13 protein-coding genes and 1 pseudogene are annotated in these 16,110 nt (G+C 69.9%); 2 read left to right on the top strand and 12 right to left on the bottom strand.

Annotated elements, in window-relative coordinates:
• Position 1: 1 nt before the first annotated feature.
• The 10 genes from pgk to ABIA32_RS14945 form a co-directional block, all read right to left on the bottom strand.
• Positions 2-1,219, bottom strand: coding sequence for a phosphoglycerate kinase (gene pgk, locus ABIA32_RS14990; protein WP_370095046.1), 1,218 nt, complete (start codon positions 1,217-1,219; stop codon positions 2-4).
• A 127-nt stretch (positions 1,220-1,346) separates the two neighbouring features.
• Positions 1,347-2,351 (bottom strand): type I glyceraldehyde-3-phosphate dehydrogenase, encoded by a 1,005-nt coding sequence (gene gap, locus ABIA32_RS14985; protein ID WP_370095045.1) that lies wholly within the window; start codon positions 2,349-2,351, stop codon positions 1,347-1,349.
• 304 nt (positions 2,352-2,655) lie between these two features.
• On the bottom strand, positions 2,656-3,636 hold the full coding sequence (gene whiA / locus ABIA32_RS14980) for a DNA-binding protein WhiA (protein WP_370095043.1): 981 nt from the start codon (positions 3,634-3,636) through the stop codon (positions 2,656-2,658).
• On the bottom strand, positions 3,627-4,667 hold the full coding sequence (gene yvcK, locus ABIA32_RS14975) for a uridine diphosphate-N-acetylglucosamine-binding protein YvcK (RefSeq protein ID WP_370095041.1): 1,041 nt from the start codon (positions 4,665-4,667) through the stop codon (positions 3,627-3,629). The genes whiA and yvcK overlap by 10 nt, the downstream gene beginning before the upstream one ends.
• Positions 4,668-4,721: 54 nt before the next feature.
• Positions 4,722-5,630 carry an RNase adapter RapZ gene (gene rapZ, locus ABIA32_RS14970; protein ID WP_370095152.1) on the bottom strand — a complete coding sequence of 303 codons (909 nt, stop codon included), beginning with the start codon at positions 5,628-5,630 and terminating at the stop codon, positions 4,722-4,724.
• A gap of 44 nt (positions 5,631-5,674) precedes the next feature.
• A complete protein-coding gene (uvrC, locus tag ABIA32_RS14965) occupies positions 5,675-7,687 on the bottom strand; it encodes an excinuclease ABC subunit UvrC (RefSeq protein ID WP_370095039.1) in 2,013 nt (670 codons plus the stop codon).
• A 191-nt stretch (positions 7,688-7,878) separates the two neighbouring features.
• On the bottom strand, positions 7,879-8,151 hold the full coding sequence (locus tag ABIA32_RS14960) for a hypothetical protein (RefSeq protein ID WP_370095037.1): 273 nt from the start codon (positions 8,149-8,151) through the stop codon (positions 7,879-7,881).
• Positions 8,152-8,412: 261 nt separating this feature from the next.
• The gene (gene gap / locus ABIA32_RS14955) at positions 8,413-9,414 is read right to left on the bottom strand and encodes a type I glyceraldehyde-3-phosphate dehydrogenase (protein ID WP_370095035.1); all 1,002 of its coding nucleotides are present in this window, start codon (positions 9,412-9,414) and stop codon (positions 8,413-8,415) included.
• Between the two features lie 115 nt (positions 9,415-9,529).
• Complete coding sequence (locus tag ABIA32_RS14950; protein WP_370095033.1) at positions 9,530-10,486, bottom strand: GlxA family transcriptional regulator; 957 nt, start codon at positions 10,484-10,486, stop codon at positions 9,530-9,532.
• A 54-nt stretch (positions 10,487-10,540) separates the two neighbouring features.
• Positions 10,541-10,948: a hypothetical protein gene (locus ABIA32_RS14945; protein ID WP_370095031.1), complete on the bottom strand. Its 408-nt coding sequence runs from the start codon at positions 10,946-10,948 to the stop codon at positions 10,541-10,543.
• A gap of 266 nt (positions 10,949-11,214) precedes the next feature.
• Here ABIA32_RS14945 and ABIA32_RS14940 point away from each other — a divergent pair.
• Positions 11,215-11,448 (top strand): annotated as a pseudogene (locus ABIA32_RS14940) (elongation factor Tu); the annotation flags it as partial.
• Between the two features lie 39 nt (positions 11,449-11,487).
• On the opposite strand, the gene ABIA32_RS14935 reads toward ABIA32_RS14940, so the two are convergent.
• Both ABIA32_RS14935 and uvrA read right to left on the bottom strand, forming a co-directional pair.
• Positions 11,488-11,946, bottom strand: a complete 459-nt coding sequence (locus ABIA32_RS14935; protein WP_370095029.1) for a Rieske (2Fe-2S) protein — start codon at positions 11,944-11,946, stop codon at positions 11,488-11,490.
• Between the two features lie 242 nt (positions 11,947-12,188).
• A complete protein-coding gene (gene uvrA, locus ABIA32_RS14930) occupies positions 12,189-15,101 on the bottom strand; it encodes an excinuclease ABC subunit UvrA (protein ID WP_370095027.1) in 2,913 nt (970 codons plus the stop codon).
• A 247-nt stretch (positions 15,102-15,348) separates the two neighbouring features.
• Between uvrA and ABIA32_RS14925 the strand changes: the two genes are divergently transcribed.
• On the top strand, positions 15,349-16,107 hold the full coding sequence (locus ABIA32_RS14925; protein ID WP_370095025.1) for a maleylpyruvate isomerase family mycothiol-dependent enzyme: 759 nt from the start codon (positions 15,349-15,351) through the stop codon (positions 16,105-16,107).
• The last annotated feature ends 3 nt before the right edge of the window (positions 16,108-16,110 follow it).

Here is a 16,110-nt window from a genome sequence, read left to right as displayed (position 1 = left end):
CTCACTTCTCCAGTGCGGCGAGGCCGGGCAGGGTCTTGCCTTCGAGGTACTCGAGGCTGGCGCCGCCACCCGTCGAGATGTGGCCGAACTTGTTCTCGTCGAAGCCGAGCTGGCGCACGGCCGCGGCCGAGTCGCCACCGCCGACGACGGAGAACGCGTCCGACTCGATGAGGGCCTGGGCGACGGCCTTGGTGCCCTCGGCGAAGGTCGGGTGTTCGAAGACGCCCATCGGACCGTTCCAGAAGACCGTCTTCGCGTCCGCCAGCTTGGCGGCGAACAGCTCGCGGGTCTTCGGGCCGATGTCCAGGCCCTCCTTGTCGGCCGGGATCGACTCGACGGAGACGACCTCGAAGTCGGTGACCGGGGCGTGCGTCTTGGTGTCGGGGAAGTCGGCCGAGATGGCGACGTCGACCGGCAGCACGAACTCGACGCCCTCACGGGCGGCACGGGCCAGGTACTCGGTGACGGCGGGGATCTGGTCGGCCTGCAGCAGGCTCTTGCCGACCTCGTGGCCCTGGGCCTTGAGGAAGGTGTAGGCCATGCCGCCGCCGATCAGGATGCGGTCGGCCTTGCCGAGCAGGTTGTCGATGACGCCCAGCTTGTCGGAGACCTTGGCGCCGCCCAGCACGACCACGTACGGACGCTCGACCTCCTCGGTGAGGCGCTTGAGCACGCCCACCTCGGTGCCGATCAGCAGGCCGACCGCGTGCGGCAGCCGGGCAGGGAGGTCGTAGACCGAGGCGTGCTTGCGGTGGACCGCGCCGAAACCGTCGCCGACGTAGAGGTCCGCCAGGGCGGCCAGCTGGTCGGCGAACTCGCCGCGCTCGGTGTCGTCCTTGCTGGTCTCCCCCGCGTTGAAGCGCAGGTTCTCGATGACGGCGACCTGGCCGGGCTCCAGCCCGTTCGCCGCGGCGTGAGCGGCCGGGCCGACGGTGTCGTCGGCGAAGGCGACCGGGCTGCCCAGCAGCTCGGCCAGCCGCTCGGCGGCCTGGAGCAGCGAGAACGCCGGGTCCGGCGCACCCTTCGGGCGCCCGAGGTGCGAGGCGACGATGACCTTGGCGTCGGCCTCGATCAGCTTCTTCACGGTCGGCAGGACCGCGCGGATACGGCCGTCGTCGGTGATCAGTCCGTCCGACATCGGGACATTGAGATCGGCACGGACGAAGACGCGCTTACCGGCGACACCGGGGCCGGCGATCAGGTCGTCGATGGTCTGCATGATGCGACTACTTCCCTCTTCATCTGGGGAGGCGAGTGGGGGCGGGGGTGGGGGTGGGATGCGACACGGGCAGGGTCCGGACGACGCGTCCGGACCCTGCCCGCTCACACGTGCTGCTGCCGGCTCGTCAGAGCTGGCCGCCGACCAGAGCGGTCAGGTCGACGAGACGGTTCGAGTAGCCCCACTCGTTGTCGTACCAGCCGAAGACCTTGACCTGGTTGCCCTGGACCATGGTCAGCGGCGCGTCGAAGATGCAGGAGTACGGCGAGTTGACGATGTCGCGGGAGACGATCTCGTCCTCGTTGTAGTGGAGGATGCCCTTCAGGCTGCCCTGGGACGCCTTCTGGAACGCCGCGTTGACCTCGTCCTTGGTGACCTCGCGGGACAGGGTCACCACCAGGTCGGTGATCGAGCCGGTGGGGACCGGGACGCGCAGCGAGGTGCCGTCCAGCTTGCCCTTGAGCTCCGGCAGCACCAGCGCGGTGGCCTTCGCGGCACCGGTGGAGGTCGGGATGATGCTCAGGGCCGCGGCGCGGGCACGACGCAGGTCCTTGTGCGGGAAGTCCAGGGTGACCTGGTCGTTCGTGTAGGCGTGCACCGTGGTCATGAAGCCGGTGACGATGCCGAACGCCTCGTTCAGGACCTTCGCCATCGGCGCCACGCAGTTGGTGGTGCAGGAGGCGTTGGAGATGATGGTCTGGGTCGTGACATCGAGCTTGTCGTCGTTGACGCCCATCACGATGGTGATGTCCTCGTCGGTGGCCGGAGCCGAGATGAGGACCTTCTTGGCGCCCGCGGCCAGGTGCTTCTTCGCACCCTCGGCCTTGGTGAAGATGCCCGTGGACTCGATCACGATGTCGGCGCCCAGCTCGCCCCACGGGAGTGCGGCGGGGTCGCGCTCGGCGGTGACCTTGAAGGTCTTTCCATCGACAGTGATGCTGTCCGCCGTGTGGGTGACCTCGGCCTGGAAGGTGCCCAGGGTCGAGTCGTACTTGAGCAGGTGCGCCAGGGTCTTGGTGTCGGTCAGGTCATTGACACCGACAATCTCGATGTCGGCGCCCTGGGACGCGATCGCACGGAAGTAGTTGCGGCCGATACGGCCAAAACCGTTGATGCCTACCCGGATCGTCACGAACCGATCTCCTCGCTGGTACGCCGGCCAACGGCCGACGAGCTGGAATGGGATGTCCCCGACCGCTTATGACCCTACCTCCGCCGGGTGGCGAAGAGCACATCCGACGGACCCGTCGGAGGGGGACTTAAGTCAGGGATCAGCCAGGCAACCTCTAGGGGCGCGGGGAACTGCGCGAGAAACCACCCTGTGCGGATGGCCCTGCGATTGAGGACCATCCGCACAGGGTGGCTTGTCGCGCACGCAGTTGATCAAGCAGAGCCCCGCGCCCCTGGAAATTGCAACTTCCCAGCTGCCGAAATGATCAGCCGACGACCATTTCCTCGGTCAGGCTCTGCTCCGTATTCGGCATGCCCAGCTCAACCGCCCGCTTGTCCGCCATCGCCAGCAGCCGGCGAATCCGCCCCGCCACCGCGTCCTTCGTCAGCGGCGGGTCCGCCAGCGAGCCCAGCTCCTCCAGCGAAGCCTGCTTGTGCTCTATCCGCAGCCGGCCCGCAGCGGCCAGATGATCCGGCACCTCCTCGCCGAGGATCTCCAGCGCCCGCTGCACCCGCGCGCCCGCCGCGACCGCCGCCCGCGCGGAACGCCGCAGGTTCGCGTCGTCGAAGTTGGCCAGCCGGTTCGCCGTGGCCCGCACCTCGCGGCGCATCCGGCGCTCCTCCCAGGCCAGCACCGACTCGTGCGCGCCCAGGCGCGTCAGCAGCGCGCCGATCGCGTCACCGTCGCGGATCACCACCCGGTCCACGCCCCGCACCTCCCGCGCCTTCGCGGGGATACCCAGCCGTCGCGCCGCGCCGACCAGGGCCAGGGCCGCCTCGGAGCCGGGGCAGGTGATCTCCAGGGAGGAGGACCTGCCCGGCTCGGTGAGCGAGCCGTGCGCGAGGAAGGCGCCGCGCCAGGCCGCCTCCGCGTCGCAGGTGGCCCCCGAGACCACCGCCGGGGGCAACCCCCGGATCGGGCGTCCACGCCCGTCCACCAGCCCCGTCTGCCGGGCCAGCAGTTCGCCGTCCTTGACCACCCGCACCACGTACCGACTGCCTCGGCGCAGCCCGCCGGGGGCCATCACCACCAGGTCCGAGGAGTGTCCGAAGATCTCCAGCAGGTCCTTGCGCAGCCGCCTTGCCGCGACTCCGGTGTCGAGTTCCGCCTCGATCACGATGCGTCCGCTCACAATGTGCAGACCGCCCGCGAAGCGCAGGATCGCCGACACCTCCGCCTTGCGGCAGCAAGCCCGGGTGACGGGTAGCCGACTGATTTCGTCCTTCACAGCTGCCGTCATCGCCATGGCGCGATCCTTCCATGCGTTCTGAAGATCCGGTCGTACGCTGCGGCCAGAAGCTCCGGGTCGTGTCGCGATCCGTCACCGGCCGCGACGGGTGCCAGCACCAGTTCGGCGCCGAGGCGCTTGGCCGCTTCGCGCAGCGCCTCGGTGTCCGTGGCGGCGCCGACCGCGTCGGCGTCCGCGAGGACGAAGTCCAACTCGACGCCGCGGGCGTGCTCCAGGAAGACCTCCAGGTGCCGCTGCGGCGAGAAGCCCTCGGTCTCCCCCGGCTGGGCGACCAGGTTCAGCGCGAGGACCTTGCGGGCCTGCGTCGTGCCCAGCGCGTCGTGCAGCTGAGGGACCATCAGATGCGGTAGCACACTGGTGAACCAGGAGCCCGGACCGAGCACGACCCAGTCCGCGGCGTGCACCGCCGCCACCGCCTCGGGAACCGCGGGCGGGTCCTCGGGCAGCAGCCTGATCGCCTCCACGGTACCGGGCGTGATGGCCACCTTCGCCTGGCCGCGGACCAGGCTGAGCTCCTCCGGGCGGTCCGGGTCCAGGCCGCGCACGGTGGCCTCGATGTGCAGTGGGACCGCCGACATCGGCAGCACCCGGCCGTGCGCGCCGAGCAGCCGGCCGACCCACTCCAGCGCGGCGACCGGGTCGCCCAACTTCTCCCAGAGCGCAACGATCAGCAGGTTGCCGACGGCGTGGCCGTGCAGTTCGCCGTCGCTCTGGAAGCGGTGCTGGATCACCTCGGACCAGGTGCGGCCCCACTCGTCGTCGCCGCAGAGCGCGGCCAGCGCCTTGCGCAGATCCCCCGGCGGCAGCACACCGAGCTCGTCGCGGAGCCGACCGCTGGAGCCGCCGTCGTCCGCGACGGTGACCACGGCGGTCAGCTCACCGGTGAGCCGGCGCAACGCGGACAGCGAGGCGGACAGCCCGCGGCCGCCGCCGAGGGCGACGATCTGCGGAGCTCGTCGACCTCGGCGTCGCGATTGCCGGAACGGTCCGCCCGAGCCACCGGACGTACCGCTGTAGGATCCCGCCACCCGTGCCCCTATCGCTTCGCGAGGCACCTCGGCGTCATGCGCGCCGTCGCCTCGTCACTCACGCCCCATGTCCCGGTGGACCAGCACCGTTTCCAGACCGTCGGAGATCAGGCGCTTCGCCAGCCGTTCCGACATCGCCACACTGCGGTGCTTTCCTCCGGTGCAGCCTACGGCAATCGTCATATAGCGCTTGCCCTCGCGGCGGTAGCCCTCGGTGACGATCCGCAACAGCTCGGCGTAGCCGTTGAGGAACTCCTTGGCGCCCGGCTGGTCGAAGACGTAGCGGGCGACCTCCTCGTCGGTGCCCGTGTGGGCGCGCAGCTCGGGGACCCAGTGCGGGTTCGGCAGGAACCGGCAGTCGACGACCAGGTCGGCGTCCACCGGCAGGCCGTACTTGAAGCCGAAGGACATCACCGTGGCCCGCAGCTCGGGCTCCGCCTCGTCGGCGAAGTGCGCGTCCATCTTGGCGCGCAGCTCGTGGACGTTGAGGTTGGAGGTGTCGATCACCAGGTCAGCCTCGCCGCGCAGCTCGCGCAGCAGCTCGCGCTCGCGTTCGATGCCGTCCACGATCCGGCCGTCGCCCTGGAGCGGGTGCGGGCGGCGGACGTTCTCGAAGCGGCGGACCAGGGCGTCGTCCGAGGCCTCGAGGAAGACCACGCGCAGCCGGACCCCACCCTTCTCCAGATCGTCCAGCGCGGTGCGCAGATCGTCGAAGAAGCTGCGGCCCCGGACGTCCACGACGGCGCTTATCCGGGCCACCGCACCCTGGGAGCGGGCGCCGAGGTCGACCATGGTCGGTATGAGAGCGGGCGGCAGGTTGTCGACGACGAACCAGCCGAGATCCTCCAGGCACTTGGCGGCGGTGCTGCGACCGGCGCCGGACATGCCGGAGATGATCACCAGCTCCGGCAGCGCGGGCTGGGCGTCGTTCAGCTGGGTGTCGTTCTGCTGGGCATCGCTCAGCGCCTCGGCCGGTGCTTCGGTTCGCCTCTCAGGCGTGCTCACTTCTACTCCCCGCTTTCGGTCGCATCAGTACAAACAACGCTCGCGGTCGTCTGCGGCTTCCCCATGTCACTCGCGCGAGTGACTTCTGGTCCTGACTCTTCCATAATCTCCCCCGTCGCCATGTTGACCGCCGGAGCGGCCGGTGTACGCGAGGCCAACGCCACGGCAACGGCCTCCGCCGTACGGCGGCCGATCCCCGGCACCTCGCAGATCTCCTCGATCGTCGCCGCCTTCAACCTCTTCAGCGACCCGAAGTGCTTGATCAGGGCCCGCCGGCGGGTCTCGCCGAGCCCGGGGACGGTGTCCAGGGCGCTGCTGGTGGCGCGCTTGGCCCGCTTCTGCCGCTGATAGGTGATCGCGAAGCGGTGCGCCTCGTCGCGCACCCGCTGAAGAAGATAGAGCCCCTCGCTCGAGCGGGGCAGGACGATCGGATCCTGCTCCTCCGGCAGCCAGACCTCCTCCAGACGCTTGGCCAGTCCGCAGAGGGCGACGTCGTTGATCCCGAGCTCCATCAGCGCCTGCTGCGCGGCGGCGACCTGCGGCTGCCCGCCGTCGACGACGATCAGCTGCGGCGGGTAGGCGAAGCGCCGGGCCCTGCCGGTCTCTTCGTCCTTGAGCGGGGCCGACTCCTGGTGCTTGAACCGCCGGGTGATCACCTCGCGCATGGAGCGGACGTCGTCCTGGCCCTCGAATCCCTTGATCGCGAAGCGCCGGTACTCGCTCTTGCGGGCCAGCCCGTCCTCGAAGACGACCATGGACGCGACCACGTCCTGGCCCTGGAGGTGGGAGATGTCGTAGCACTCGATCCGCAGCGGCGCGCTCTCCAGGCCCAGCGCGTCGGCGATCTCCTGGAGCGCGACGCTGCGGGTGGTGAGGTCGGCGGCCCGCTTGGTCTTGTGCAGCGCGAGGGCCTGGGTGGCGTTGCGCTCGACCGTGGTCATCAGCTCGCGCTTGTCGCCGCGCTGCGGCACCCGCAGATCGACCTTGCCGCCACGCCGCTCGGCGAGCCACGCCAGCACCGGCTCGACCGGCTCCGGCAGCGCGGGCACCAGCACCTCGCGCGGCACCCCCTCGCCGCTCTCCTCGCCGTAGAGCTGGAGCAGCGCGTGCTCGACCAGCCCGGCCGTGTCGACCTGCTCCACCTTGTCGGTCACCCAACCGCGCTGCCCGCGCACCCGGCCGCCCCGGACATGGAAGATCTGTACGGCGGCCTCGAGTTCGTCCTGCGCGAGGGCCAGCAGGTCGGCGTCGGTGCCGTCGGGCAGCACGACGGCGTTCTTCTCCATCGCCCGCTTGAGTGCCTCTATGTCGTCGCGCAGCCGCCCGGCCTTCTCGTACTCCAGCTCGGCTGCGGCCTCCCTCATCTGCGCCTCGAGGCGCTTGAGGTAGGCGCCGGCGTGGCCGGACATGAAGTCGCAGAACTCCTCGGCGAGCTCCCGGTGCTCCTCGGCGGAGACCCGCCCGACGCAGGGCGCGGAGCACTTGCCGATGTAGCCGAGCAGGCACGGGCGCCCGATCTGCTCAGCGCGCTTGAACACCCCGGCGGAACAGGTGCGCACGGGGAAGACCCGCAGCATCAGGTCGACGGTCTCGCGGATCGCCCACGCGTGCCCGTAGGGCCCGAAGTAACGAACACCCTTCTTCTTCGGCCCGCGCATCACCTGGACGCGCGGGAACTCCTCGTTCATGGTGACGGCGAGGGAGGGGTAGCTCTTGTCGTCGCGGTACTTGACGTTGAAGCGCGGGTCGAACTCCTTGATCCAGCTGTACTCCAGCTGCAACGCCTCGACCTCGGTGCCGACCACGGTCCACTCGACGGACGCGGCCGTCGTGACCATGGTGCGCGTGCGGGGATGCAGGCTCGCCAAATCCTGGAAGTAGTTGGCGAGCCGCTGCCGCAGGCTCTTGGCCTTGCCGACGTAGATCACACGGGAATGCGCGTCGCGGAACTTGTAGACCCCGGGCGAATCCGGAATCTGCCCCGGCGCGGGACGATAGGTGGACGGGTCGGCCATCAGTTTCCCCCAACCGTGCAGGCTGCCGCCGACCGGCACCGACAAGGTCGTGACATGCGAGTTCGCTCCTGCTAACGGATCAGCCTGGACACTGACGACACTAGCGCTCAGGAGCGACAGAGCATCGTGTTGTCCGAGGCAATCCGTCACGGAAACCACGAGATCGCCGACGGGGTCGAGGGACGCGACCGTCAGATGATGTTGAATCCCCGGTCAGCGTCGTAAATGTCCGCTTCCACCACGTAGACGACGTTCCGAGTCGGGGCCACGATGTAGTGCACCATCGCGGAATCGGACCAACTCGACCGCGTGAGGTCGTCGTTCGTAAAGGCGAGATGAGTGTTGGGGCCGAAGGGGTCCTCGGCGATCTCGCTGACGAGACTCATGAGTGAGCGACGGTCATCGTGTGGGAGGTAGTCGCGGAGCCTTCCCGCCTGCTCGGTGAACTCGACACGGCGCTTCATGATGGACGGATGGTAGGTCGGCGCTTGCGATCCGGGCATCGGATTATCGAGCCCTGAGCGACGAGGCTAGGCCAGTCCCAGTCTCCGCCGGCAGTGACGTCGGGGTGACGTCCCGCGCGCTGCGCGTCAGCGCGGCTGCTTCGCGGCGCATCCCGCCGTCAGGGCGGGCAGCAGACCGAGAAGGAGAGTCGCTGCCCGCCGCCGGGCTCGAATGGTCGGCACCGGCTCACCCTAGCCCGCTGAACGCCTCCCCTGATCGGGTCAGCGGGTCCCGGCGAGGAGTTCGAGGGTGTCGACGACGCGGTTGGAGAAGCCCCACTCGTTGTCGTACCAGGCGACCACCTTGACGTGACGGCCGTCGACTCGCGTCAGCTCGGAGTCGAAGATCGAGGAGGCCGGGTTTCCGGTGATGTCGGAGGAGACCAGCGCATCCTCGGAGTACTCCAGGACGCCGGCGAGGGGCCCCGCCGCGGCCTCGCGGTAGGCGGCCAGGACCTCGTCGCGGGTGACGTCGCGGGCCACGGTGGTGTTCAGCTCGACGATCGAACCGACCGGCACGGGCACGCGGATGGAGTCGCCCGACAGCTTGCCGGCCAGGTTCGGCAGGACCAGGCCGATCGCCTTCGCGGCGCCGGTCGTGGTCGGCACGATGTTGACCGCGGCGGCGCGGGCCCGGCGGGCGTCGCGGTGCGGGCCGTCCTGGAGGTTCTGCTCCTGCGTGTAGGCGTGGACCGTCGTCATGAAGCCGTGCTCGATGCCGGCGAGGCGGTCGAGGACATCGGCCAGCGGCGCCAGCGCGTTGGTCGTGCAGGAGGCGTTCGAGATGACGGTGTGCCGCTCGGGGTCGTAGGCGTCGGTGTTGACGCCGTACGCGAGGGTGACGTCAGCGCCGTCCGACGGCGCGCTGACCAGGACCTTCGCCGCGCCCGCAGCCAGATGCACGCGGGCGGCCTCGGCGGAGGTGAAGCGGCCGGTCGCCTCGAGCACGACGTCGATCCCGAGGTCGGCCCACGGCAGCTGCGCGGGATCGCGCTCGGCGAGGACGGTGATCCGTCGGCCGTCGACGACCAGGGCGTCGCCGTCGACGGTCACGGGACGCCCGAGGCGGCCGGCGGTGGTGTCGTAGGCGAGGAGTCGCGCGAGGGTGGCGGGCTCGCTGAGGTCGTTGACGGCGACGACCTCGAGCTTGCTGTCACGTTCGAGCATGGCGCGCAGCACGTTGCGTCCGATGCGGCCGAATCCGTTGACGGCGATGCGGGTCATGGGTGGTGTCCCTTCGGTGGTGTCGACACCCTCAACCCTGGCCCGCGGCGCAGGTCAGTGGCAGTGGCGTGAGTGCCACGGTCCGCAAGGATCGTGCCACGGAGCGACGCGGACGCTACTCGCCGCGGGTGAACGTGCGCCGGTACTCGCTGGGGGTGGTCCCGAGGATGTGCTGGAAGTGCAGCCGCAGGTTGGCGCCGGTGCCCAGCCCGACATCGGTGGCGATCTGCTCGACGCTCCGCTCGGAGCGCTCCAGCAGTTCCCTGGCCAGGTCGACGCGGGCACGCATCACCCACTGCATGGGCGTGTAGCCGGTGTCCTCCAGGAAGCGCCGGGAGAACGTGCGCGCTGATACGGCGGCGTGCCGGGCCAGGATCTGTACGGTCAACGGCTCGCCGAGCCGGTGCAGGGCCCACTCACGGGTGGCGGCGAACCGCTCACCGACCGGCTCGGGCACGCTGCGCGGCACGTACTGCGCCTGGCCGCCGCTGCGGTAGGGGGCGGCGACCAGCCGCCGGGCGGTGTGATTGGACGCGGCGACCCCCAGATCGCGGCGCAGGACGTGCAGACACAGGTCGATGCCGGAGGCCGCGCCGGCAGAGGTCAGCACGCTGCCTTCGTCGACGAACAGCACGTTCTCGTCGACGCGCACGAGCGGGTGCTTCGCGGCCAACGCCCGCGTGTAGTGCCAGTGGGTGGTCGCCCGGTGACCGTCGAGAAGACCGGTGGCAGCCAGCGCGAACGCGCCTGTGGAGATCGCGGCGAGGCGGGCGCCGCGGTCGTGGGCGGCGACGAGGGCGTCGACGACGGCCGGTGGCGGGTCCTCGCGGTCGGGGTGACGGTAGCCGGGCACGAACACGATGTCCGCCCACGCGAGCGCGTCGAGACCGTGTGCGACGTGATACGACAGGCCGTCACCGCCCGCCACCAGCCCGGGCGCGGCTCCGCAGACCCGCACCTCGTAGGGCATGCTGGCCCGGTTCGAGAACACCTGCGCCGGGATGCCGACATCGAGCGGTTTCGCGCCGTCGAGTACGAGGACGGCGACACGGCGCAGGCGGGAGACGGACACAAGATCAGGATAAGTACCCGGATGGGCGGGGTCGGCGCGAGTCGCTCGGCGCGGTCAGCGCCAGGCCCACAGCTTGCCGCCGGCCTTGCCGGACTGGTCGGTCTCCCATTCGAACGCCCCTGCCACGCCTCTCAGTTCGGCGAAGGCGGGGGAATCGGTCTGGTAGACGATGGAACCGCGCCAGGCGATGGAGCCCTCGGCGGTGAAGTGGCCGACGCCGAGGCCTTCCCAGGCCGCCGACGCGCCATCGGGGCTCATCAGGATGCCCTGGCCGTGGCCGAGCAGCGTCCCGTCGGGGCGGAGCTGGCCGGTGTACGTGCCCATGTCGCTGATCGTGACGCCGAGCAGCGTTCCTGATGCCTGGAACGTGCTCTCCACGGCCGGCGGCAGTCCGTGCTCGGAAGGGAGGACTCGTTGGACCGTGATTTGGCCCTGTTCCTCGCCTATCAGGTCGCCAAGCATGGTGTGCCTCCTCTCGTGCTCGTCGTTCTCCGCACACCGTTCTCCCAGGCTACGCCCGGCGGGGTGGCCCGCCCCGGGCCGAAAACCGGTGGCGACGGGAGCGCGGCGACGGCAGGATGATCCGCATGTCCCAGTACGCCATCGCCCAGTTCCCCGCAGTCGCGGGCGCGATGGCTGCTGCCCACACTCCGGCAGTCGCAGCCGCACCTGCATCCGCAGCCGCTGCATTCGCTGCCCTCGGCGGCGCGCGAAGCTGACCTTCCCCGGGTACGTCCACGGGACCTCAGACGGGGAAGGTCGGCCCGTTCTACCTGCGCACGGGCGACGTGGTGGGAGACGTGCAACTGCCGGACAGCCTGCCGCTGGCGATGCCGGGCGACACGGTCGAGGTGACCGTGCGGCTCGGCCAGCCGGTCCCGCTGGAGCCGGGCCTCGGCTTCGCCGTCCGCGAGGGCGGCCGGACGGTGGCGGCGGGGACGGTGGGCGAGATCACCGGCTGAACGTCGTGCTGGGGTGCGCGGAGATTCGCTCCGCGCGCCTCAGCTGATCGTCGCGACGAGCTGGCCGTTCTGCACGGCGACGGGGATCGACGGCAACGCGGTCTGCGCCGGGCCCTGAGCGACGGAGCCGTCGCCGACCTTGAACTGGCTGCCGTGGCACGGGCAGCTGATCACGCCGTTGGAGACCCCGTCGACGACGCAGCCGGCGTGGGTGCAGACGGCGCTGAACGCCTTGTAGTTCCCGGCGGTCGGCTGGGTGACGACGACCCGCGCCGAGCGGTAGAGCTTGCCGCCGCCGACGGGCACCTCGCTCGTCGGGCCGAGCGTGACCGGGCCCTTCTGAGTCGCGGCGGACGACGACCCGGAGCAGGACGCCAGTACGGCGACCCCGGCCCCGGCGATCCCGACTGCAGCGGCGCCGCGAAGGACGCTGCGGCGGCAGCAGCCCTCGGACGCCGGCGCGGCGGCGTCGACGGTGGGGGCGATCTCGGTGCTCATGGCGGCAGGCTCCATCAGGTTCACATCGGGCACTGCGGGCCACCTTACGACTCGACCCTGTGCGGCAGCTGTTCAGGGCACGGGGAACTCATGCACGTGAGCAACCACAACAGGGGCGCGAGGAACTGCGCGAGCAACCACCCTATGCGGATGGCGCTGAACATTGAGGACCATCCGCACGCCGGTGGCTTGTCGCGCAGTTCCTCGCGCCCCTGGAGGTGCAACCGCACCTCCGCTGAAAACTACTTCTTCGCGGTGACCTTCTTCTTCGCCGCAGGCTTCTTGCGCGGCTTCGGGACCGCGTCAAAGACGCGGTCCTCGCCGAGGAGGTCGCGGAGGAACTTGCCGGTGTGGCTTTCGCCCACCGCCGCGACCTGTTCCGGCGTGCCCTCGGCCACGACCATGCCGCCGCCACCGCCACCCTCCGGGCCCATGTCGATGACCCAGTCCGCCGTCTTGATCACATCGAGGTTGTGCTCGATCACGATCACCGAATTGCCCTTGTCGACCAGGCCCGTCAGCATCTTGATCAGCTTGCTGATGTCCTCGAAGTGCAGGCCCGTCGTCGGCTCGTCCAGAACGTAGATCGTCCGACCGTTGCTGCGCTTCTGCAGCTCCGACGCCAGCTTCACCCGCTGCGCCTCGCCGCCCGACAGCGTCGTCGCCGACTGGCCCAGCCGGACGTAGCCCAGGCCGACCTCCGACAGCGTCTTCAAGAACCGTGCGATCGCCGGGACCGCCTCGAAGAAGGCCAGCGCCTCCTCGATCGGCATGTCCAGGACCTCGGCGATGGACTTGCCCTTGTAGTGGACGTCCAGCGTCTCCCGGTTGTAGCGGGCGCCGTGGCAGACCTCGCAGGGGACGTAGACGTCCGGGAGGAAGTTCATCTCGATCTTGATCGTGCCGTCGCCCGCGCAGTTCTCGCAGCGGCCGCCCTTGACGTTGAAGGAGAAGCGCCCGGGCAGGTAGCCGCGGATCTTCGCCTCCGTCGTCTCGGCGAACAGCTTGCGCACGTGGTCGAAGACGCCCGTGTACGTCGCCGGGTTGGAGCGCGGGGTGCGGCCGATGGGCGACTGGTCGACGTGGACGACCTTGTCGACCAGCTCCGTGCCCGTCACCCGGGTGTGTCGGCCCGGCACGCTCCGCGCGCCGTTGAGCTCACGTGCCAGGTGTGTGTAGAGAATGTCGTTGACCAGCGTCGACTTGCCCGAGCCGGAGACGCCCGTCACCGCCGTGAACAGCCCCAGCGGGAAGCTGACGTCCACGTCACGCAGGTTGTGCTCGCGCGCGCCGTGGACCGTGATCTGCCGCTCCGCGTCCAGTGGGCGGCGCACCTCGGGCAGCGCGATGGAGCGACGGCCGGACAGGTACGCGCCGGTCAGCGACTCCTCGCTCGCCAGCAGGCCCTCGCGGGAGCCCGAGTGGACCACCCGCCCGCCGTGCTCGCCCGCGCCCGGACCGATGTCGACGATCCAGTCGGCCATACGGATGGTGTCCTCGTCGTGCTCGACCACGATCAGCGTGTTGCCCAGGTCGCGCAGCCGGACCAGTGTCTCGATCAGCCGGTGGTTGTCGCGCTGGTGCAGGCCGATGGACGGCTCGTCCAGCACGTACAGCACGCCGACGAGGCCGGAGCCGATCTGCGTCGCGAGCCGGATGCGCTGCGCCTCACCGCCGGACAGCGTGCCCGCTGCGCGGTCGAGCGAGAGGTAGTCCAGGCCGACGTCGACCAGGAACTTCAGCCGCTCGTTGACCTCCTTCAACACCCGCTCGGCGATCGTCTTCTCACGCTCCGTCAGCTCCAGCGCGCCGAGGAACTCGGCGCAGTCGCTGATCGACATACCGGCGATGTCGGCGATGGACCTGCCCGCCATCCGGACCGCCAGCACGACCGGCTTGAGCCGCGCGCCGTGACAGGCCGGGCAGGCCGTCTGGCGCATGTAGCCCTCGAAGCGCTCCCGCGCGCTGTCGCTCTCGGCGTCGGCGTGCCGGCGCTGCACGAACGGGACCGCGCCCTCGAAGCCCGTGGTGTACGAGCGCTCGCGGCCGTAGCGGTTGGTGAAGGTGACCTCGATCTCGGTCTTGTGGCCGTAGAGCAGGGCCTTCTTGGCGCGCGCCGGCAGGCCCGCCCACGGGATGTCCGTGCGGAAGCCCAGCTCCTTGCCGAGCGCCTTGATCAACCGCAGGTGGTAGTCCTTGATGTGGCCGTGCGACCACGGGTGGAGCGCGCCCTCGTCGAGCGTCTTCTCCTCGTCGGGGACGATGAGCTCCGGGTCGACCTCCATCCGGGTGCCGATGCCGGTGCACTCCGGGCAGGCGCCGAAGGGCGAGTTGAAGGAGAACGAGCGCGGCTCCAGCTCCTCGAACGACAGGTCGTCGTAGGTGCAGTAGAGGTGCTCGGAATACATCCGCTCGCGCTCGGGGTCGTCCTCGGGGAGATCGACGAAGTCAAGCACGACCGTGCCGCCGGAGAGGACGAGCGCCGTCTCCACAGAGTCGGTCAGACGGCGCTGGGCGCTCTTCTTGACCGTGAGACGGTCGATGACCACCTCGATGGTGTGCTTCTCCTGCTTCTTGAGCACCGGCGGCTCGCTGAGCTGGATCGTCTCGCCGTCGACCCTGGCGCGGGCGAAGCCCTTGGTCTGCAGATCCGCGAAGAGATCGACGAACTCGCCCTTGCGGCCCTTGACCAGCGGACTGAGCAGCTGGAAGCGGGTGCCCTCGGGCAGCTCCAGCACCTTGTCGACGATCTGCTGCGGCGACTGCCTGGCGATCGGGCGGCCGCACTCGGGGCAGTGCGGGTGGCCGATGCGGGCGAAGAGGAGCCGGAGGTAGTCGTAGACCTCGGTGATCGTGCCCACCGTCGAGCGCGGGTTGCGCGAGGTGGACTTCTGGTCGATGGAGACGGCCGGCGAGAGGCCCTCGATGAAGTCGACGTCGGGCTTGTCCATCTGCCCGAGGAACTGCCGGGCATAGGAGGACAGCGACTCGACGTAGCGGCGCTGACCCTCGGCGAAGATCGTGTCGAAGGCCAGCGAGGACTTGCCGGACCCGGACAGGCCGGTGAACACGATGAGCGAGTCGCGCGGCAGGTCGAGCGAGACGTTCTTGAGGTTGTGCTCGCGAGCACCGCGGACGATGAGGCGGTCTGCCACGCTACTGCGCCCTTCAAAAGCGAGAAGTACCGAGAGGTGAGGTACGAGGTGAGGTACGGGGGGAACCATTCAAGGGTAATGGGAGCACGTGTTCGATTTCTGAGGCAATCGATAGTGTTCGCCCGAATGGATGACACGCTAGCGCGTGAGCCGCTCCATACGTGGGAACGACGGGGAAGTGCTCGGGGACACGACCGGGCTCGGCCGGGGCCGGAACGCCAGGACACACTGGACAGAGGACATAGTTTTGAGCATCGCACCCGCCACTGACATTCCCGTTCTGGCCGAGGCGACAGCCAGGCTCCTCGCGACGGTGGACGCCATGAGCGAGCAGCAACTCGCCGAGGCGTCCCTGTTGCCCGGCTGGACCCGCGGCCACGTGCTGGCCCACCTCGCCCGCAACGCCGACGCCCTGGTCAACCTGCTGACCGGCGCCCGCACGGGCGTGCCCACGCCCATGTACGCCTCCCCGGAGGCACGCGAGCAGGACATCGAGGCGGGAGCGGCCCGGCCGCTTGCCGAGCAGGCCGCGGACCTGCGCGCGAGCGCGGCGCGCTTCGACGCGGCGGTGGCCGCGATGCCGGACGCCGCCTGGTCGGTCGAGGTCCCGCACCGGCTCGGCGCCTTCCCGGCCAGGGAGGTGCCGGCAAAGCGGATCGGCGAGGTCGAGTACCACCACGTCGACCTGGGCCTGCCGAAGGCCTACGCCCCGGCGGACTGGCCCCGGCCCTTCGTCGAGGCGGAGCTCGTCCGGCTCGCGGAGAAGTTCGACGGCGCTCCTGGCCTGCCGTTCACCGTCCTCTTCGACACCGACACGGAGCGCGTCCACGAGACCGGCGCGCCGCGCACCAACCGCAACCCGGACTTCCATGTCAGCGGGTCGTCCGCGCAGCTCCTGGCCTGGCTGTCCGGACGCTCCGACGGCGGCGACCTGGTGGTCGCGAGCTTCTGCTTCACGCTCGCCGACCCGGCGTCCAACCTGCCGAAGCTCCCGCCGCTAGGCTGATCC

The organism is Streptacidiphilus sp. MAP12-20 (genome assembly GCF_041262525.1).
Taxonomy (GTDB): domain Bacteria; phylum Actinomycetota; class Actinomycetes; order Streptomycetales; family Streptomycetaceae; genus Streptacidiphilus.
Note: the sequence above shows the minus strand (reverse complement) of the source record. Positions and strands in the feature narration are given on the sequence as shown.